The sequence below is a fragment of the Pseudomonas sp. F-14 TE3623 genome, from assembly GCF_053629015.1.
In genome coordinates, this window is sequence record NZ_JBRJHM010000001.1 from 2,478,537 (window position 1) to 2,497,811 (window position 19,275).

Here is a 19,275-nt window from a genome sequence, read left to right on the forward strand (position 1 = left end):
CCACAGGGGCCGCATTTCTTCTGTCTAATCGCGGTATTCTTGTTGTTCTGAATACGGACTTTTTTCCATGCTGGTGATTTCCAACAACGTGCATCTGCCGGATGCCGAGATCGAATTGACGGCCATTCGCGCCCAGGGCGCCGGTGGGCAGAACGTCAACAAGGTCTCCAGCGCCGTGCACCTGCGCTTCGACATTCCGGCCTCGTCCTTGCCCGAGTTCTACAAGGAACGGCTGCTGGCGCTGCGCGACAGCCGCATCACCAGCGACGGCGTGTTGATCATCAAGGCCCAGCAATACCGTACGCAGGAAGCCAATCGCGCTGATGCGCTGGAGCGGTTGACCGAGTTGATCCTCAGCGCCACCAAAGTGGAAAAGAAACGCCGCCCGACCAAGCCGACCCTCGGTTCGAAGAAGCGTCGGCTCGAATCCAAGACCAAACGCGGCAGCATCAAGGCTGGACGCGGCAAGGTGGATTTCTAGCGGGTGTTGCGTTCCTCCCTGTACTTTGGCGCCTGCCGGTACAAGTAAACGCTCAGTGCCAGGCCACTCAGAGCAGCCAATGCGGCAAACAGGAAGATTGAGGCAAACCCGAATCCAGCCGCAATCGCACCGGCTAGTGGCCCGGTAATCCCCAGCGACAAATCGATAAACAGCGAGTACGCCCCAACCGCCGCGCCACGGCTGGAGGCGGGTACCAGGTTGACCGCTTCCACGCCCAGCGCCGGGAACACCAACGAAAAGCCGAAACCGCTCAGCGCCGCACCGGCCAGTGCCCAGTGTGCATCGGGTGCCAGCCACAGCAGCAACAACCCAAGGGTTTCCACTGACAGGCAGGCAATCGCTACGCGAAAGCCGCCGAGGCGGTTGATCAGGTTACCGAACAGCAATCGCGCACCGATAAAACTGGCGCCGAACAGGCTCAGGCACAGCACCGCGTTGGACCAGTGCTGAGTGGCGTAATACAGGGTGATGAATGTGGCGATGGTGCCAAAGCCGATGGAGCCCAAGGCCAGACCGCAACCATGAGGAAACACCCGCCCCAGCACGTGCATAAACGGCAGGCGTTCGCCTACAACGATTGGTGCAGCGGTTTTTGGCCAGGCCAGCGCCAGGCCCAGAACGGCCAGCAGCACGATGCTCACGCCCATGCTCCATAAACCCAACTGACTCACCAGCAGCACCCCCAGCGGCGCGCCGACCGCCAGCGCGCCGTAACTGGCGATGCCGTTCCAGGAGATGACTTTGGCGGTATTCGCCGCGCCGACCCGGCCGATGCCCCAGCCGATCGACCCGGAACCGACCAGGCTTTCTGCGCTGCCGAGCACCAGTCGGCCGATCAACAGGCTGATCAGGCTCAACATCGGCAGGCTTTGCGTCCAGGCCGAAATCAACATGAACACACCGCTCAAACCACAGCCGGCGAGGCCGTACATCACCGCCAGCTTGCTGCCCTTGTTATCGATGATGCGCCCGGCGTAAGGGCGGCTGAGCAGGGTGGCCAGGTATTGCACGCTGATCACCAGCCCGGCGATCACGGCGCCGAAACCGAGGTCGCTGTGGACATAGCCCGGCAATACGGCCAGGGGAATGCCGATATTCAGGTAACCGATGAACGTGAACAGGACGATGGAAACGACTTGCAGCGTGACCGTCATGGGGCGCTGGGTTTCTGGCATGGGTAAAGATCCACGGGGCAGCAGGATAGATAGGCTGCTTATGATAGCGGCGCGGACGGTCGCGGGTCGTGAAAAAGTAAAACTATTTGCCGGATGGGGATAATCAGGATTTTGCGGGGGCAACCAATTGCGTCGTGACCAAGGCGGCCAAGGCGTTTTCTTCGCTGCCGAAGCGGGCCAGCAGAGCGGCTTGTTTCTCGGGGGAAAGGCGGTTCCAGATCTCGATCATCTTCTCGGCGGTGCCGATCAGGACGCTGGCCTGAGCTTCGTTGAAGGTGACGCTGGATTCATCGGTCATGGGAAAGCTCAAGGTTCAGGCGGTGTGGAAAGCGCATATTAGCGCTTTCCACACGGTCTGGTCGTGCGGGTGTATCAGTCTTCGCTGTCGGCCTGGCGGCGTTCAGGTGCTTCTTTCGTCTCGGGCTGTTGGGCACCGGCTTGTTGCGTGGTTGTCTGCTCAGTTTCGTGCAGGCTTGGGAAGGGGAGATTAGGGATCTCGTGCATGTCGCGCTCCTCGCTAAGTCTGTTGATAGATCTGGTAGATCCGCGCTTTTAAAAAAGCCTGCGCAGGATACAGCAGGAGAAATGACAAATAGACTTTTATATCCAATTGTTGCGACGGATGGGATTGTCTAGACAGGTCAGCAAGAGGGGGCGACACCGTGCAAATGTGGGAGCGGGCTTGCTCGCGAAAGCGGAGTGTCAGGCAACGATGATGTCGACTGACCCTCCGCCTTCGCGAGCAAGCCCGCTCCCACAAAGTGACTTGCAGTGCTTGATGGTTACTTGCAGACGTCAGCGATAGCTTCGGCCAGCAAGTCCAGGCGCGTTGCATCAATCCCCGCCACGTTAGCCCGGCCCGAGCTCACCATGTACACGCTGTGATGCTCGCGCAGCTGTTTGACCTGTTCCGGCGACAAACCGGTGTAGGAAAACATCCCGCGTTGCACACCAATGTGCGCAAATTGCTCGCGCAAACCATGGGGTTCAAGTGCTTCGACCAGACCGCTGCGCAACTGCGCGATACGCAAACGCATGGCTTCCACTTCGTCGACCCAGCGGCTTTTCAGCTCTGGATCGCCGAGGATGGTCGCGACCACGGCGGCGCCATGATCCGGTGGCGTCGACCACAGGTTACGGGCGATGTTGGCCAGTTGGCTGCGGATATCCACCAGTTTGTCGGCGGTTTTCGCGCAGACAATCAATGCGCCGGTGCGGTCGCGGTACAGGCCGAAGTTCTTCGAGCAGGAACTGGTGATCAGCACTTCCGGCAACTCGGCGGCGAACAGCCGGGTCGACCAGGCATCTTGCTCCAGGCCGTCGCCAAAGCCCTGATAGGCGAAGTCGATCAGTGGCAGCAAATCGCGACTGCGCACCACGTCCAGCACCCGACGCCAATCGTCATGGGACAGGTCGAAACCGGTCGGGTTGTGGCAGCAGGCATGCAGCAGCACCACATCGCCCTTGGGGGCTTCATTGAGCACCGCCAGCATCGCTTCCACATCGAGACGATTGTCGCTGCCCACGTATGGGTAATGACTGACCCTGACCCCGGCCGCCGCGAAAATGGTTTCGTGGATCGGCCAGGTCGGGTTACTCAACCACACGCCACGGCCCGGCAGGCATTGGGCGATGAAGTCAGCGCTCAAGCGCAATGCACCAGTGCCGCCCGGCGTTTGAGTGGCGCCGGCCCGTTGTTCGGTGATCAGCGCCGAATCAGCGCCAAGCACCAACTCATTGATGACCTTGCCGAACGCTACATTGCCGTGACCGCCGATGTAGGTCTTGGTGGATTGACGCTCCACCAGGTGCTGCTCGGCGAGCTTCACCGCTTCGAGGATTGGCGTCAGGCCCTGGGCGTCTTTATAGACACCCACGCCGAGGTCGAATTTGCGCGGGTTAGGGTCCAGCGCATAGGCCTCCATCAGGCCGAGAATCGGGTCGCCAGGTACTCGACCGATGGCGTCGAAATGCATTATTTGCGGCCCTCGGCGTTCTTGGCCACTTCGTCAGTGCGCGCGGCCATGATGAAGTCGTTGCGGTGCAGGCCTTTGATGGAGTGGCTCCACCAGGTGACGGTGACTTTGCCCCACTCGGTCAGCAGGCCCGGGTGGTGACCTTCGGCCTCGGAGATTTCACCGACGGCGTTAGTGAACGCCAGCGCGTGTTTGAAGTTCTTGAACAGGAAAACTTTTTCCAGCTGCATCACACTGTCGCGGACTTCGATGTTCCAGTCAGGGATTTGCTTGATCAGGATCGGCAATTCTTCGTCGCTGACTTGAGGGGCGTCGGCGCGGCAGGCTTCGCAATGGGCTTGGTTTAATGTGGACATGATGTGTTCCTGAAATCGAGTGTTTTGAAAAACGGTCGTCAGTGGGACCACGCTAAAGCAAAGCGGCGATCCGTAACAGACTCACTTGATGCCAAAAGGCGCGGGTCACGCAGCTTTTGGCGGAAATTTCGGCGTGTGCAACCCCAACTGCATACCTTGCTTGACCATGCCCATGATGTCTTCGTGAGCCAGATCGAACAGGCGCTTGAGGTTGGGCAGGACAAAGTACAGCGGTTGCAGAATGTCGATGCGGTACGGCGTGCGCATACATTCCAGCGGGTCGAACGCCTGATGCTCAGGCTCGTTTGACAGGCAATAAACGGTTTCTTTCGGCGAGGACAAAATACCGCCACCGTAGATGCGCAGGCCTTGTGGGGTGTCGACCAGACCGAACTCGATAGTCATCCAGTACAGGCGCGCCAGATACACGCGTTCTTCCTTGGAAGCCTGTAGGCCAAGTTTGCCGTAGGTGTGGGTGAATTCGGCGAACCAGGGGTTGGTCAGCAGCGGACAGTGGCCAAAGATCTCGTGGAAAATGTCCGGCTCTTGCAGGTAATCCAGCTCTTCGCGGGTACGAATAAAGGTCGCCACCGGGAACTGCTTGTTTGCCAGCAATTCGAAAAAGGTCTGAAAGGGAATCAGCGCGGGGACTCGGGCAACCTGCCAACCGGTGGTTTCACCGAGGACCTTGTTGATTTCACCGAGTTGCGGAATGCGGTCGTGGGGCAGACCGAGTTTTTCGATACCGTCCAGGTATTCCTGGCACGCACGGCCCTCGACCACTTTCAATTGGCGAGTGATCAGCGTGTTCCACACCGCGTGTTCTTCGGCGGGGTAGTCGATAAAACCTTGCGCATCGGGCTCGCGAGCCACGTATTGCGTCTGCTTCATGCTGCTCTCCTGCTAGGGGATTCGTTCTTGTTGTGTGTACAGCTATAGACCTAGAAATACCCCAAGGGGTGCGGTGTTGCAGCAGGTGATCCGCGGTGAGAGTAGGAAAAATCTCGGCTTTTCGTAAAGTATTCGTTACGGATTGATCGCTAAGGCGCAAGTATTGATATTTGCGGGTTTGAAATGGCTCACAGGTGTCACATAATCTTGACGACTAACTTGGTGCCCACGCAGAAAATTTCTTGCGCCGGGCCTCGATCACCGCTGTTACGGGCCTTTATATGCGTATCAAAGTCCACTGCCAGAACCGCATCGGTATCCTGCGCGATATTCTCAACCTGCTGGTCGAGTACGGGATCAACGTTGCTCGCGGCGAAGTGGGTGGTGAGCACGGCAATGCGATCTATCTGCACTGCCCGAACCTGATCAACATTCAGTTCCAGGCGTTGCGTCCGAAGTTTGAGGCGATTGGCGGGGTATTCGGCGTCAAGCGCGTAGGGCTGATGCCCAGCGAGCGTCGGCACATGGAGCTCAATGCCTTGCTCGGGGCCCTGGAGTTTCCGGTGCTGTCGATCGACATGGGCGGCTCCATCGTCGCGGCCAACCGTGCAGCAGCGCAGTTGCTCGGGGTGCGGGTGGACGAGGTGCCGGGGATACCACTGTCGCGGTACGCCGAAGATTTCGATTTGCCGGAGCTGGTGCGCGCCAACAAGTCACGGATCAACGGCTTGCGGGTGAAGGTCAAGGGTGACGTGTTTCTCGCCGACATCGCGCCGCTGCAATCGGAGCATGACGAAAGCGAGGCCATGGCCGGTGCGGTGTTGACGTTGCACCGGGCGGATCGGGTGGGCGAGCGCATCTATAACGTGCGCAAGCAGGAATTGCGCGGCTTCGACAGCATTTTCCAGAGTTCGAAAGTGATGGCGGCGGTGGTGCGCGAAGCGCGGCGCATGGCACCGCTGGATGCGCCGCTATTGATAGAAGGCGAAACCGGCACCGGCAAAGAGTTGTTGGCGCGGGCCTGTCACCTGGCGAGCCCGCGTGGGCAATCACCGCTGATGGCGCTCAACTGCGCCGGTCTGCCGGAGTCCATGGCCGAGACCGAACTGTTCGGCTACGGCCCCGGTGCCTTCGAAGGGGCGCGGGCCGAAGGCAAGCTCGGGCTGTTGGAGCTGACAGCGGGCGGCACGTTGTTCCTCGACGGCGTCGGCGAAATGAGCCCGCGCTTACAGGTGAAATTGCTGCGCTTTCTGCAGGACGGTTGCTTCCGTCGTGTCGGCAGTGATGAAGAGGTCTATCTGGATGTGCGGGTGATCTGCGCAACGCAAGTGGACTTGTCCGAGCTGTGTGCTCGCGGTGAATTTCGCCAGGATTTGTACCACCGCTTGAACGTGCTCTCGCTACACATCCCGCCGCTGCGAGAATGCCTCGACGGCTTGGCGCCGCTGGTGGAGCACTTCCTCGATCAGGCCAGTCGGCAGATCGGTTGTCCGTTGCCGAAACTGGCGCCGGCGGCGATGGAACGGCTCAGCCATTATCATTGGCCGGGCAACGTGCGGCAATTGGAAAACGTACTGTTCCAGGCGGTTTCCCTGTGCGACGGCGGGACAGTCAAAGCCGAGCACATTCGTCTGCCTGACTACGGCGTGCGTCAGCCGCTTGGCGATTTTTCCCTTGAGGGCGGCTTGGACGAGATTGTCGGGCGCTTTGAAAAGGCGGTGCTGGAACGTTTGTATTCCGAGCATCCGAGCAGTCGGCAACTGGGCAAGCGGTTGGGGGTTTCGCATACGACCATTGCCAATAAGTTGCGTGAGTATGAGGTCGGTAAAGAGCCGGGCTAGACAGCTTTTGTGGCGAGGGGGCCGTGTTGGCTGCCAAGGTCGACGCTTGCCGCAAGCGGCATAACACCGCCGGTTTTTCGTCTTCGACACATTCCCCCAATCCCCTCTGAATCCCTCAAGTCCTTTGTTTGCCGGGCCCGGCGCCGCCAGAAAAAAGTTGGTCTGCAAATTGCTTATGGCTCAGCAGTACAGCGGTGGGCGGCAAACGTCCGGCATGCAGAGGAAAGAGTGTGGACAAGTACCTTTATGTGGCAATGACCGGCGCCAGCCAGAATGCACTGGCGCAGAAGGCTCATGCGAACAACCTGGCGAACATCTCTACTAACGGTTTTCAGAAGGACCTGGAACAGGCCCGTTCGATGCCGGTGTTTGGTGACAGCTTTCCGGCGCGTGCGTTTGCCATGAGCGAGCGTCCGGCCACCGACTTCTCCCCGGGTGCGCTGGTGCAAACCGGTCGCGACCTCGATGTCGCGGTGCAAGGCAACGGTTGGATCGCCGTGCAGAACCCCGATGGCGGTGAAAGCTACGTGCGCACCGGCAGCTTGAACGTGGACGCGCTGGGCGTGCTGCGTGCCGGCAACGGTATGCCGGTGGTAGGCAATGGCGGGCCGATTGCCGTGCCGCCCGAGCAGCAAATCGAAGTCGGCGAAGACGGCACCATCAGCATCCGTGCGATGGGTGAAGGCCCACGGGTGATGGCCGAAGTCGACCGCATCAAACTGGTCAACCCAGACTTCAAGAACATGACCAAAGGCCTGGACGGTTCGATCCACACCAAGGACGGCAAGCCGGCGCAAGCCGATGCCAACGTCAAGCTGGTGTCCGGGTTCCTTGAGTCGAGCAACGTCAATGCCGTGGAAGAAATGACCTCGGTGCTGGCGCTGGCCAAGCAGTTCGAACTGCACATCAAGATGATGAACACCGCCAAAGACGATGACCAGGCCATGGCTCGGGTCTTGCAGATCAGCTAATTATCAGAACGTCGCGCCGTAAAACAGGCGCACGAGGAGAATCGAATGCTTCCGGCTCTATGGGTTGCCAAAACAGGTCTGTCCGCCCAGGACACCAACCTCACCACCATTTCCAACAACCTGGCGAACGTATCGACCACGGGTTTCAAACGTGACCGCGCCGAGTTCCAGGACTTGCTGTATCAGATCAAACGCCAGCCAGGCGCCCAGTCGACCCAGGACAGCGAATTGCCGTCGGGTCTGCAGGTGGGTACTGGTGTGCGCATCGTCGGCACCCAGAAAAACTTCACCGCCGGTAGCTTGCAAACCACCGAGCAGCCGTTGGACATGGCCATCGACGGTCGCGGCTTCTTCCAGATTCTGCAGCCGGACGGCACCACGTCCTACACCCGTGACGGTACCTTCCACCTGGATTCCAACGGCCAGATCGTCAACGCCAGCGGCTTCGCCCTGGAACCGGCGATTGTCATTCCGAACGACGCCCAGACCTTCACCGTCGGCCGTGACGGCACTGTGTCCATCACCGTTGCCGGCAACCCGGCCTCCCAGGTGATCGGCAACCTGCAAACCGCCGACTTCATCAACCCGGCCGGTCTGCAAGCGGTGGGTAACAACCTGTTCCTGGAAACCGCTGCCAGTGGCGCACCGCAAGTCGGCACCCCGGGCCTCGCCGGTTTCGGCACCACGCTGCAGAACACCCTGGAAACGTCCAACGTCAGCACCGTTGAAGAGATGGTCAACATGATCACCACTCAGCGCGCCTACGAGATGAACTCCAAAGTGATCTCCACCGCCGACCAGATGCTCTCGTTCGTAACGCAGAATCTGTAATCAAGTCTATGAGGCGGCCATGAGGTCGCCTGCAATACCGTGAGGTAGGGTCATGAATCGCTTTGTATCTGTTCTGGCACTGAGTGGGGTCGTCGTGCTCACGGGCTGCGTTGCCCCGCCGCCCAAGCCCAATGACCCTTACTACGCCCCGGTGTTGCCGCGCACGCCGCTGCCGGCTGCCGCCAATAATGGCTCGATCTACCAGGCCGGTTTCGAACAGAACCTGTACAGCGACCGCAAGGCGTTCCGGGTCGGTGACATCATCACCATCACCCTGAACGAGCGCACCCAGGCGAGCAAGAACGCCAACTCGCAGATCGACAAGAACAGCGACACCAGTGTCGGCCTGACCTCGTTGTTCGGCTCCAGCCTGACCACCAATAACCCGATCGGTAGCAATGACCTGAGTCTGAACGCCGGCTATAGCGCCGACCGCGCCACCAAGGGCGACAGCAAGTCCGGCCAGAGCAACAGCCTGACCGGTTCGATTACCGTGACCGTTGCTGACGTGTTGCCCAATGGCATCATCGCTGTACGCGGCGAGAAGTGGCTGACCCTCAACACCGGTGATGAGCTGGTGCGGATTGCCGGCCTCGTTCGCGCCGATGACATCGCCACCGACAACACCGTGTCGTCGACCCGCGTCGCCGATGCACGCATCACCTATTCGGGCACCGGTGCGTTTGCCGATGCGAGTCAGCCAGGCTGGTTCGACCGTTTCTTCCTCAGCCCGCTGTTCCCTTTCTAGGTGGCTTCTCTGGTGAGCATGTTGAACTTCAAGCACCTGATGGTGGGCGCCCTGTTGCTGTCCGCAGCCTTTGATGCTCAAGCCGAGCGGCTGAAGGATATCGCCAGTATTTCCGGCGTGCGTTCCAACCAATTGATCGGCTACGGCCTGGTGGTCGGGCTTAACGGCACCGGTGACCAGACGACCCAGACCCCGTTCACCCTGCAGACGTTCAACAACATGCTTTCGCAGTTCGGCATCAAGGTGCCGGCAGGTTCGGGCAACGTGCAGTTGAAGAACGTCGCGGCGGTGTCGATCAGTGCCGACTTGCCAGCGTTCGCCAAGCCGGGTCAACAGGTGGATATCACCGTCGCGTCCATCGGTAACTCCAAGAGCCTGCGCGGCGGTACGTTGTTGCTGACGCCGCTCAAAGGTATCGACGGCAACGTCTACGCTATCGCTCAGGGCAACCTGGTGGTTGGTGGTTTCGATGCCGAGGGTCGTGACGGTTCGAAGATTACTGTCAACGTTCCGTCGGCTGGTCGCATCCCGGGTGGTGCATCGGTCGAGCGTGCAGTGCCAAGCGGTTTCAATCAAGGCAACAGCCTGACCCTGAACCTCAACCGTTCAGATTTCACCACTGCCAAGCGCATCGTCGACAAGATCAACAACATGCTTGGCCCTGGCGTCGCTCAGGCCATCGACGGTGGTTCGATTCGCGTGACTGCGCCACTCGATCCGAGCCAGCGGGTCGACTATTTGTCGATCATCGAAAACCTCGAAGTCGACCCGGGCCAGGCGGTGGCGAAAGTCATCATCAACTCGCGCACTGGCACCATCGTGATCGGTCAGAACGTCAAGGTTTCCCCGGCCGCCGTGACCCACGGCAGCCTGACCGTAACCATTACCGAAGACCCGATCGTCAGCCAGCCCGGCCCGCTGTCCAACGGGCAGACAGCGGTCGTGCCGCGCTCGCGGGTCAACGCTCAGCAAGAAGCCAAGCCGATGTTCAAGTTCGGCCCGGGCACCACCCTCGACGAAATCGTCCGAGCGGTGAACCAGGTCGGCGCGGCACCGGGTGACTTGATGGCGATCCTCGAAGCGCTGAAGCAGGCCGGCGCGTTGCAAGCCGACCTGATCGTGATCTGAGGACGGCGGCCATGGATATGCGTAAAAGCGGTCTGGTCAGCAGCAGCGACTCGGGTTCCTACTCGGACCTGAACCGCCTGAACCAGCTCAAGGTCGGCGACAAGAACAGCGATGCGAACATGCGCAAAGTGGCGCAGGAATTCGAATCGCTGTTCCTCGGTGAAATGCTCAAGTCGATGCGCTCGGCCACCGAAGCGCTGGGCCAGGACAATCCGCTGAACACACCGGCAGCCAAGCAATACCAGGAAATGTACGACCAGCAGTTGGCCGTTTCCATGTCCCGCGAAGGCGGCGGTATTGGCCTGGCGGACGTGCTGATGCGGCAGATGTCGAAGAACAAACCGATGGCGCCGGGGGAGGCCGCGGCAGCGTCTGCTGCCAAGCAAGCTGCCGCGAAAGCCGCCGTGGAAACGCCGATTGCCGCCGGTACAGTCGCCACCAACGGGCCGCTGTCGCGTCTCAATGGTGAGCGCCCGTTGTGGGCTTCGCGTTCGGTGAAGACGCCGGCAAGCGCGGGCGAGGGCGCTCATCGCAATGACATGGCGCTGATCAATCAGCGGCGTCTGGCGCTGCCGCCGAAACTGGCCGATCGTTTGCTCGCCGGGTTGGTGCCGTCGGTATCGAAGCCTGCAACGACCGCCACAACGGTGCAGAACAATATCCAATTACCGCAGAGCACCAAGACCGGTTCCGGTCCCCTTTACAACGGCGATTGGCTGGCTTCGCAAACGGATACAGCAGCCGGCGGACGCCTGCAGATTTATGGTCGTGCCATGGCTCAAATACCCTTGGCGCCGCCAAAGAAAGCCTTCAGTTCCGCCGACGAATTCGTCAACACCATGTTGCCGATGGCCAAAGAAGCTGCCGACCGTATCGGTGTCGATCCGCGTTATCTGGTGGCTCAGGCTGCCCTGGAAACCGGTTGGGGCAAATCGGTCATGCGCGCCCAGGATGGCAGCAGCAGCCACAACCTGTTCGGCATCAAGGCCAGCAGTAACTGGAAGGGCGATTCGGCGCGCGCGATCACCAGCGAATTCAGAAATGGCGAGAGGGTCAAGGAGACGGCCGAGTTCCGTTCCTACGGCTCTTACAAAGACAGCTTTCATGACCTCGTGACGCTGCTGCAAAGCAATAATCGCTATCAAGATGTGCTGAAGTCGGCCGATAACCCAGAACAGTTTGTACGCGAGTTGCAAAAAGCCGGGTATGCAACCGACCCGGATTACGCAAGCAAGATTTCGCAGATAGCCAAGCAGATGACGAGTTACCAAAACTACGCTGCGGCGGGCGCTTCCACCACGCCTTTATAGGCACAAGGTATAAGGTTTGAACCATGAGTTTGCTCAATATCGGGATGTCGGGTTTATCCGCTAGCCAAACCGCGCTGATGACTACCGGCAATAACATTGCCAACGCCGACACCTCCGGGTACTCACGCCAGCAAACCGTGCAGGGCACCAAGGCCTCGAATCAGTTCGGCAATGTCTACATCGGCACCGGTACGACCCTGGCCGATGTGCGTCGGGTGTACAACAGCTACCTCGATGCGCAGCTGCAGACCACCACTTCACTCAATAGCGACTCGGCGGCCTACGCCGGGCAGATCAGCCCGCTCGATGCGTTGCTGTCGGACAGCGGCACCGGTCTCAATGGCGCCCTGACCAAATTCTTCGCCTCGGTACAGAACGTCAACGCCAAACCGGGCGACGATGCTTCCCGCCAACTGCTGCTCAGCGATGCGCAAGCCCTGAGCAACCGATTCAACTCGATCTCCAGCCAGTTGACGCAGCAGAACGCCAACGTCAATGGCAACCTGGCGGACATGGCCGATCAGGTCAATAAACTGGCCGCCACCGTCGCCCAGCTGAACCAGAAGATTTCTGAAGTTTCCAACGCCGGCGGCATGCCCAACGACCTGCTCGACGCGCGCAACGAGACCGTACGCCAGTTGTCCACCTTCACCGGTGCGCAAGTGATCGAGCGTGACGGCAACCTTGATGTTTACCTGGGCAGCGGTCAGCCGCTGGTCATGGGCAGCACCGTCAGCAAGCTGGAAGTGGTGCCGAGCAAAGCCGACCCGTCGCGTTCGGCCATTCAGCTCAATCGCGGTTCGAGCACCATCGATGTCACCTCGGTGATGACCGGTGGCGAGATGGGCGGTTTGCTGCGCTATCGCAGCACCGTGCTGGACCCGGCCATGAACGAGCTGGGGCGTGTGGCGCTGGTCGTTGCCGATCAGATGGATACCATTCAGGCCCAAGGCATCGACAAGAACGGTGACTTCGGCTCGAATCTGTTCAACAGCATCAACAGTGCCGCGCAAATGGCCCAGCGCAGTATTGCCACAGTCGGCAACAGTGCGGGCTCGGGCAATTTCGATGTGACCATCGAGGACAGCGGCAAGCTGACCATCAACGATTACAAGGTCACGTTCACCAGTGCCACCGACTACACCTTGCAGCGCCTGCCTGAAGGCACCGCCATGGGCGCGTTCAGCACGCTGACCACGCCGCCGCCAGTGATCGATGGTTTCTCCATGAAACTCACCGGTGGTACTGCAGCCGCCGGCGACACCTTCAAGATCACCCCGACCCGCAACGCGGCGACCAACATCAAGACCGAGATGACCGACTCCAAGCGTCTGGCCATCGCGGCACCGTTGGGTGCGGCAATTGCTGCTGGCGGCAGCGGCACATTGACGATTCCGGCCAGCGGTCAACCGACCCTGACTACGCAGTTCGATATTTATGACTCGGCCACCACTACAGCGATCCAGAACGGCCTGAAGACTTCGACGCCGGTCAAGATCGTGTTTGGTGCGGCCGGTGGTACGACTCAGACTTACCAGATGCTCGATGCCCAAGGTAACCCACTCAGCAGCGGCACCATTGTGCCGGGCCAGAACAATACGCTGAGCCTGACCATTCCTCTGGTCGACGCCAACGGTGCCGCGATCAATGATCCGGGACCGCCAGTCGTGCAGCGTACTGCATCATTCGACATGACCATCGCGGGCTCGCCGGGTACCTCGACGGCGATCAACGTGTCGCTCAGTCAGCCAGGTTCCCTGGACAACCGTAACGGCACCGTACTGGCCGGTCTTCAGACCAAGCAGACTGTGGACACCGGTTCGGCCAGCAACGGTATTTCCCTGAACGATGCCTACGGCAAACTGGTCTCGGGTGTTGGTGCCAAGGCGGCCCAGGGAAAACTCGATAGCGCTGCCACCGAAGCGATTCTGGCCAATGCCAAAGGCGCTCGCGATTCGCTATCGGGTGTCGACCTCGATGAGGAAACCGGCAATCTGGTCAAGTATCAGCAGTACTACACCGCGTCTTCGCAGATCATCAAGGCTGCGCAGGAAATCTTCAGCACACTGATCAACAGTCTTTAAGGAGTCGTAGCCCATGCGCATTTCTACCGCCCAGTTTTACGAGTCCTCTGCTGCCAACTATCAGAAGAATTTCTCCAACGTGGTCAAGAGCAGCGAAGAGGCCAGCAGCCTCGTTCGCGTCAACACCGCGGCCGATGATCCGGTCGGCGCTGCGCGCTTGCTGCAATTGGGTCAACAGGCTTCGATGCTCGACCAATTCTCAGCCAACATGACCACCATCAAGGGCACGCTCGGGCAGACCGAAGCGGTGATGACCAGTATCGGCAACGTGCTACAACGCGCCAAGGAGCTGGCGTTGGGCGCTGGCAACGCCGGCTATACCGATGCCGACCGCCAGGCGAACGCTTCCGAATTGGGTCAGATTGAAGAGCAATTGCTCAGCCTGATGAACACCAAGGATGAAAACGGCAAGTACATCTTTGCCGGATCCAAGGGCGATGTCGTGCCGTTCAGCCGCAACACCGATGGCAGCTACACCTACAACGGTGATCAGGTCACACTGGATCTGCCAATTGGCGATACCCAGTCGATGGCCACCAACAGCACGGGTTGGGAGGTGTTCCAGCAGGCGATCAACACCACCCGGACGCAGACCACGCTCACCGCGCCTGCGGTCGATGATGGTCGTGTGGTGTTGTCCAACGGTCAGGTGGGCTCCGATGTCACTTACAACGCCAAGTTCCGCAGCGGCGAGCCTTACACCGTGTCGTTCCTGAGCAGCACACAGTTACAAATCACCGATGCGCTGGGTAATGACGTAACGGCAGAAGCCAGTCAGGGCGGTGTGTTCTCTTCCAGTAACGCAGCCACTCAAACCGTGAGTTTTCGTGGTCTTGACCTGAAACTCAATATCAACCTCAAGTCGGGTGATACCACCCCAGACACGGTCATCGCCGGGCACAGCTTCACGCTGGCAGCCAAGCCGGACAGCTTCAACACATCGCGCAGTCCGGGCAATCCGTCGACTGCATTGGTGACTGACGCTTCTGTAACCAACAGCATCGACTACCATGCCAGCTTCCCGGGCGGCGGGGCGATTCTCAAGTTCACCAGTGCGACGAACTTCGAACTTTATGCCGCGCCAGTGACCGCCAACAGTAAGCCGGTGTCCACCGGTACCATGGCCGGTACGACCGCGACAGCATCGGGTGTCTCGTTCACCTTGGCCGGTACGCCGGGGGCAGGTGATCAGTTCTCGGTGGCGGTCAATACGCATCAGACCCAGAACATTCTGGATACCGTCAGCCAACTGAAAACAGCGCTGTCGACGCCAACCAACAATGATCCGATTATCACTCAGAAAATGAACGCTGCAGTCACTGCCGGTATCGGCAACCTGTCCAGCGGCATGGATCAACTTGCTTCGAGTATCAGTTCTGTAGGTGGTCGCGGTGCGTCATTGGTGACTCAGACCGATATCAACCAGAGCCTGGCACTCGCCAACACCCAGACCCAATCGGCCATTCGCGATTCCGATCCGGCTGAAGTGATGACCCGCCTGACTCTGCAGCAGACCATGCTGCAAGCTTCGCAACTGGCGTTCAGCAAGATCGCTCAGTTGGGGCTGTTCAACAAAGTCTGAGTCAAGGCCTTCGCGATGATCTCGCGAAGGCTTGCGACTGCCGAGTGCAAACCGTCTTTATTCAGCGGTTCGGGGAGTTTCACTTCGTTGAAGTAAGCTCCCGCCGCTCGCGAGTTCTCCCGCCGTGAAACCAGCACCTCTTGTCACCATTGCCATTCCCGCCTTCAACCCGCAGTTCTTCCAGACAGCGCTGCAAAGTGCGCTGAGTCAGACCTACGCCAATCTTGAAGTGATCGTCTGCGATGACAGTGGAGGTGACGAGATCCGCGAGATTGTCGATGCCTGTGAGGTGCCTGTCTCGATTCGCCTGCGCTATGTGCGCAATCCGCAGTGCTTGGGTTTTCAGGCCAACCTCATGGCCTGTACGCAAGAGGCCAGCGGTGACTATCTGAAGTTGCTGTGCGACGACGACCAACTGCTCCCTGAATGCATCACTCAGCAGATCATCGGCTTCATCGACCACGAAGACGTCAACCTGGTGATCGGCCAGCGGCAGTTTTACGACGGTGATTACATCCTGCTTTCCGACCGTGTGGAAAACTGCTGCTTTTCCACAGGTGTCACCTTGTTCAAGGGCGAGGATCTGCTGGGCATTCTGGAAAGCACCCCGATCAACTTTCTCAGTGGTCTTAGTGGGGCATTGTTGCGAACCCGACATGCGCTGGAATATTTGCCGGCCCTGACCCAGATTGGCGAAGGTTTTGTCGCCCGTCTGGACTTCGCCTTGTTCGCCTGTCTGCTACGGCGTGGCAATCTGGTGGTGGTGAGTCAGGTATTGAGTCTTGAGCGCTTGCATCCGGCGCGGCTGAGCAATCAGGCGCCAATCAAGGCTGCGGTAATGACAGAGCTCGATTGGCTCAAGCAAATGCTTGCCTTGCGCAGTGGCGAGCCAGCGCCTGCACCGGGCTGGGTGCGTTATCTGGCACTGGCCGATGCGATTGAGGGTCAAGCGTATGCCTGGGAAGAAACCAGTCTTGGCCGGCAACTGGGCTTCATTCAAACGGTGGTGCGCACTCGGGTAGGTGACGACTGCGACAGCTTTACCGATATGTATGGGCATTGGCTGTCCTGCCGTCATTTGAACCCGGCTCAGCAACGTTTGCTCGAGGCTCGTTTGCAGAGTTGGAGCTGGCGTCCGCGCATCGTGCCGATTGTTCTCGACAGCGAAGGCGATGTTCCGGCGCTCGAGGAGACGCTCAAGAGCATTCGTCAGCAAACCTATGCCGCCGAGCAAGTGGTGGTGCTGTCCGATTCGCAGCGCGCCTCGTGCGACGGCGTGCGTCATGTGCGTCTGGAAGATGATTCGGTTGCCCAGTTCAATCGCCTGCTGGCCCAGTTGGACAACGCAGACTGGATCTATCTGGTTCGCGCGGGCGATCGCTTGAATGAACTGGCTTTACTGTTACTGGCAGAGCGCATAGTTGAAACGCCTGACGTGCGCTGCCTTTACAGTGACGAAGGCGGATTGCGCGATGAGGTATCGATCGAGCCGGTGTTTAAGCCGGATTTCAACCTGGATCTGATGCGCAGCTACCCCTATATCGGCCGGGTGCTGGCCCTGCAGCGGCAACGGGTTATCGAGCTGGGCGGCATGGCAGACGGTTTTGGCGAGCTGGGTGTGCATGATCTGGTCTGGCGTGTGGTGGAGAGTAACGGGCCGCACGCTATCGGTCATATTGCCGAAGTCCTTGTGGAGTCCACCTTGCGTCTGTCCCAGTGGCTGGCGCAACCGCAGGTCATCCAACAGAACCCGTGTGTGCTGGCTGCGCATCTGGAGCGGCTCGGCGCACCCCACCGCATCCGCTCCGGCAGCCAGCCTATGATCAACCGTGTGGATTATCTGCACGATCAGCCGGCCATGGTTTCGATCATCATTGCGACCCGCAATGAGCTCGGCTCTCTGGAGCGTTGTGTCGAAAGTCTGTTGGATAAAACCGCTTGCACGCGATATGAGATTCTCATTGTAGACAACGCCAGCACGGCTGTGGATGCCTGCAATTGGCTGTCGGCGATGGAGCAGGTGGGCAGTGACAAACTTCGGGTGTTGCGCTGCGATCATGGCGACAATCTGGCGGCAGTGCAGAACTTCGCTGCCGGCCACGCCCGCGGCGACTATCTGCTGTTTCTCAGCCCCTACAGTGTCGTTATCAACCCGGATTGGCTCGACGAGTTGCTCAATCACGCTCAGCGTCCGGAAGTCGGCGTGGTCGGTGGTCGGCTGCTGAGCCCGCAAGGACGTATCGAGGGGACGGCCCTGGTGCTGGGATTGCGGGGTGCCGTGGGTGTTCCCAATCGTGGTGAGCCGCTCAACACGTCGGGTTACATGCAGCGCCAGCAGACAGTGCAGAATTTCAGTGCCGTGGGCATCGATTGCCTGCTTGTGCGCAAGAAGGTTTTTGATGATCTTCATGGCCTGGACGAGAAAAATCTGGCGCAAGCACTCAATGGCGCTGACTTCTGTCTGCGTGTGAAGCAAAGCGGATACCTGGTGGTGTGGACGCCCTACGCCGAGTTGATGCGAGTGGTTCCGTCCTCTGCCTTCAATCCCGCTCCCAAGGTGTTGCAGGCCGAGCAAAAAAGTTTTTACCAGCGATGGTTGCCAGTGGTGGCCAGGGATCCGGCCTACAACCCCAATCTGAGTCTGGGCACCAGTAATTTCAGTTTGGAGCCGGGACTCAAGGATGGCTGGAACCCGTTCTCGCGTCAGCTTTTGCCCAATGTTCTGGCGATTCCAATCAATACGACTGCCGTGGGTCATTACCGGGTCACTCAGCCGTTCCTTGAGTTGGAGGCGGCCGGGCGTGTGGTGGGGCACCTGACTTATCAGGCGCCGACGGATATTGAGCTCGAGCGGCGTTCTCCCGACGTGATCGTGTTGCAGGGGCGCTATAGCCAGGGCGCGGTCAATGAGGTCGAACGAATCAAAAACTGCTCTCGCGCTTTCCGGATCTACGAACTTGACGATTATGTGATTGATGTTCCGAAAAAGAACGCACACCTGCGCAAGGCCGAGGTCGGGGTCGATAAAATAGTGCGTCGTGGCGTAGGGTTGTGTGATCGCGTCGTGGTCTCGACCCGGCCTTTGGCTGATGCATTGCGTGACATGCATCACGATATCCGGGTCGTCCCGAACATGCTCGCGCCGCACCTCTGGGTCGGGCTCACCAGTCAGCGCCGCACTTCTCGCAAACCTCGCGTGGGTTGGGGTGGCGGGACGAGCCATGATGGAGATCTGGCCATCATTGCGGACGTGGTGCGCCTGCTGGCCAACGAAGTCGAATGGGTGTTCTTCGGCATGTGTCCGCCGGCTTTGCGTCCTTTTGTCCATGAGTTTCATCCCAGCGTCGGCCTGGAAGCCTATCCGGCCAAACTGGCCAGCCTGAACCTCGACCTGGCGCTGGCTCCCCTGGAGTTCCACATCTTCAACGACTGCAAGAGCAACCTGCGCTTGTTGGAGTACGGCGCCTGCGGTTATCCGGTGATCTGCACCGACACCGAAGCCTATCGCGGCTATCTACCCTGCACCAAGGTTGTGAGCAACAGTACCGAAGAATGGCTTGAGGCAATCCGCATGCACCTGTCCGACCCTGATGCGAGCTATCGCATGGGTGATGCACTGAGAGAAGAGGTGCTGCGCGATTACATGCTCAAGGGCAACAACCTCAATTACTGGGCCGAGGGCTGGTTGCCAAACTGATCCAGTATTAAAGGCCATACGCTTGGGGACGCACCCGGTCTACATGATCCGGGTTCGTCCCTTTTTTGTGCCTTCTATTTGGATTTATGAGCTGGCGCGTTTCCTGCAAGTCCCCCTCATATCGCCATAAAACGAGCGCTGCGGCCGGTACGCCAGCGCCTGACCACGGCAGAGCGTTTTAGC

Annotated in this window: 16 protein-coding genes; 10 read left to right on the forward strand and 6 right to left on the reverse strand. The window is 59.4% G+C overall.

Annotated elements, in window-relative coordinates; all coding sequences use genetic code 11:
• Positions 1-67 precede the first annotated feature (67 nt).
• Positions 68-481 (forward strand): alternative ribosome rescue aminoacyl-tRNA hydrolase ArfB, encoded by a 414-nt coding sequence (gene arfB / locus AB7M29_RS11255; protein WP_003222786.1) that lies wholly within the window; start codon positions 68-70, stop codon positions 479-481.
• On the opposite strand, the gene AB7M29_RS11260 is transcribed toward arfB, so the two are convergent.
• The 6 genes from AB7M29_RS11260 to phhA form a co-directional block, all read right to left on the reverse strand.
• A complete protein-coding gene (locus tag AB7M29_RS11260) occupies positions 478-1,677 on the reverse strand; it encodes an MFS transporter (protein WP_454246858.1) in 1,200 nt (399 codons plus the stop codon). The genes arfB and AB7M29_RS11260 overlap by 4 nt on opposite strands.
• Positions 1,678-1,780: 103 nt before the next feature.
• Positions 1,781-1,975 carry a hypothetical protein gene (locus AB7M29_RS11265; protein ID WP_217858386.1) on the reverse strand — a complete coding sequence of 65 codons (195 nt, stop codon included), beginning with the start codon at positions 1,973-1,975 and terminating at the stop codon, positions 1,781-1,783.
• 74 nt (positions 1,976-2,049) lie between these two features.
• Entirely contained in the window at positions 2,050-2,181 is a 132-nt protein-coding gene (locus tag AB7M29_RS11270) for a hypothetical protein (RefSeq protein WP_007902501.1), read from the reverse strand.
• 278 nt (positions 2,182-2,459) lie between these two features.
• On the reverse strand, positions 2,460-3,653 hold the full coding sequence (locus tag AB7M29_RS11275) for an amino acid aminotransferase (protein ID WP_454246859.1): 1,194 nt from the start codon (positions 3,651-3,653) through the stop codon (positions 2,460-2,462).
• A complete protein-coding gene (locus tag AB7M29_RS11280) occupies positions 3,653-4,009 on the reverse strand; it encodes a 4a-hydroxytetrahydrobiopterin dehydratase (protein WP_010457024.1) in 357 nt (118 codons plus the stop codon). Before AB7M29_RS11280 ends, AB7M29_RS11275 begins: the two co-directional genes overlap by 1 nt.
• 105 nt (positions 4,010-4,114) lie before the next feature.
• On the reverse strand, positions 4,115-4,900 hold the full coding sequence (gene phhA / locus AB7M29_RS11285; protein WP_052966741.1) for a phenylalanine 4-monooxygenase: 786 nt from the start codon (positions 4,898-4,900) through the stop codon (positions 4,115-4,117).
• Positions 4,901-5,181: 281 nt separating this feature from the next.
• Between phhA and AB7M29_RS11290 the strand changes: the two genes are divergently transcribed.
• The 9 genes from AB7M29_RS11290 to AB7M29_RS11330 all read left to right on the forward strand — a co-directional run bounded on the left by AB7M29_RS11290 (position 5,182) and on the right by AB7M29_RS11330 (position 19,092).
• The gene (locus tag AB7M29_RS11290; RefSeq protein ID WP_123720667.1) at positions 5,182-6,741 is read left to right on the forward strand and encodes a sigma-54-dependent transcriptional regulator; all 1,560 of its coding nucleotides are present in this window, start codon (positions 5,182-5,184) and stop codon (positions 6,739-6,741) included.
• A 230-nt stretch (positions 6,742-6,971) separates the two neighbouring features.
• On the forward strand, positions 6,972-7,712 hold the full coding sequence (locus AB7M29_RS11295; protein WP_063342887.1) for a flagellar basal body rod protein FlgF: 741 nt from the start codon (positions 6,972-6,974) through the stop codon (positions 7,710-7,712).
• A gap of 45 nt (positions 7,713-7,757) precedes the next feature.
• A complete protein-coding gene (flgG, locus tag AB7M29_RS11300) occupies positions 7,758-8,543 on the forward strand; it encodes a flagellar basal-body rod protein FlgG (protein WP_008011001.1) in 786 nt (261 codons plus the stop codon).
• 52 nt (positions 8,544-8,595) lie between these two features.
• Complete coding sequence (gene flgH / locus AB7M29_RS11305; RefSeq protein ID WP_454246860.1) at positions 8,596-9,291, forward strand: flagellar basal body L-ring protein FlgH; 696 nt, start codon at positions 8,596-8,598, stop codon at positions 9,289-9,291.
• A gap of 18 nt (positions 9,292-9,309) precedes the next feature.
• Positions 9,310-10,419 (forward strand): flagellar basal body P-ring protein FlgI, encoded by a 1,110-nt coding sequence (locus AB7M29_RS11310; RefSeq protein ID WP_454248708.1) that lies wholly within the window; start codon positions 9,310-9,312, stop codon positions 10,417-10,419.
• Between the two features lie 11 nt (positions 10,420-10,430).
• Positions 10,431-11,729, forward strand: a complete 1,299-nt coding sequence (gene flgJ / locus AB7M29_RS11315) for a flagellar assembly peptidoglycan hydrolase FlgJ (protein WP_454246861.1) — start codon at positions 10,431-10,433, stop codon at positions 11,727-11,729.
• Positions 11,730-11,752: 23 nt separating this feature from the next.
• Positions 11,753-13,813 carry a flagellar hook-associated protein FlgK gene (flgK, locus tag AB7M29_RS11320; RefSeq protein WP_454246862.1) on the forward strand — a complete coding sequence of 687 codons (2,061 nt, stop codon included), beginning with the start codon at positions 11,753-11,755 and terminating at the stop codon, positions 13,811-13,813.
• Between the two features lie 13 nt (positions 13,814-13,826).
• Positions 13,827-15,395 carry a flagellar hook-associated protein 3 gene (locus tag AB7M29_RS11325; RefSeq protein WP_454246863.1) on the forward strand — a complete coding sequence of 523 codons (1,569 nt, stop codon included), beginning with the start codon at positions 13,827-13,829 and terminating at the stop codon, positions 15,393-15,395.
• Between the two features lie 124 nt (positions 15,396-15,519).
• Positions 15,520-19,092, forward strand: a complete 3,573-nt coding sequence (locus AB7M29_RS11330) for a glycosyltransferase (RefSeq protein WP_454246864.1) — start codon at positions 15,520-15,522, stop codon at positions 19,090-19,092.
• The last annotated feature ends 183 nt before the right edge of the window (positions 19,093-19,275 follow it).

Coding starts and splice junctions, on each gene's coding strand:
- flgK (WP_454246862.1), top strand. CDS start 11,753: ATGAGTTTGCTCAATATCGGGATGTCGGGTTTATCCGCTAGCCAAACC.
- flgH (WP_454246860.1), top strand. CDS start 8,596: ATGAATCGCTTTGTATCTGTTCTGGCACTGAGTGGGGTCGTCGTGCTC.
- flgG (WP_008011001.1), top strand. CDS start 7,758: ATGCTTCCGGCTCTATGGGTTGCCAAAACAGGTCTGTCCGCCCAGGAC.
- flgJ (WP_454246861.1), top strand. CDS start 10,431: ATGGATATGCGTAAAAGCGGTCTGGTCAGCAGCAGCGACTCGGGTTCC.
- AB7M29_RS11275 (WP_454246859.1), bottom strand. CDS start 3,653: ATGCATTTCGACGCCATCGGTCGAGTACCTGGCGACCCGATTCTCGGC.
- AB7M29_RS11280 (WP_010457024.1), bottom strand. CDS start 4,009: ATGTCCACATTAAACCAAGCCCATTGCGAAGCCTGCCGCGCCGACGCC.
- arfB (WP_003222786.1), top strand. CDS start 68: ATGCTGGTGATTTCCAACAACGTGCATCTGCCGGATGCCGAGATCGAA.
- AB7M29_RS11260 (WP_454246858.1), bottom strand. CDS start 1,677: ATGCCAGAAACCCAGCGCCCCATGACGGTCACGCTGCAAGTCGTTTCC.
- AB7M29_RS11310 (WP_454248708.1), top strand. CDS start 9,310: ATGTTGAACTTCAAGCACCTGATGGTGGGCGCCCTGTTGCTGTCCGCA.
- AB7M29_RS11290 (WP_123720667.1), top strand. CDS start 5,182: ATGCGTATCAAAGTCCACTGCCAGAACCGCATCGGTATCCTGCGCGAT.
- phhA (WP_052966741.1), bottom strand. CDS start 4,900: ATGAAGCAGACGCAATACGTGGCTCGCGAGCCCGATGCGCAAGGTTTT.
- AB7M29_RS11270 (WP_007902501.1), bottom strand. CDS start 2,181: ATGCACGAGATCCCTAATCTCCCCTTCCCAAGCCTGCACGAAACTGAG.
- AB7M29_RS11325 (WP_454246863.1), top strand. CDS start 13,827: ATGCGCATTTCTACCGCCCAGTTTTACGAGTCCTCTGCTGCCAACTAT.
- AB7M29_RS11265 (WP_217858386.1), bottom strand. CDS start 1,975: ATGACCGATGAATCCAGCGTCACCTTCAACGAAGCTCAGGCCAGCGTC.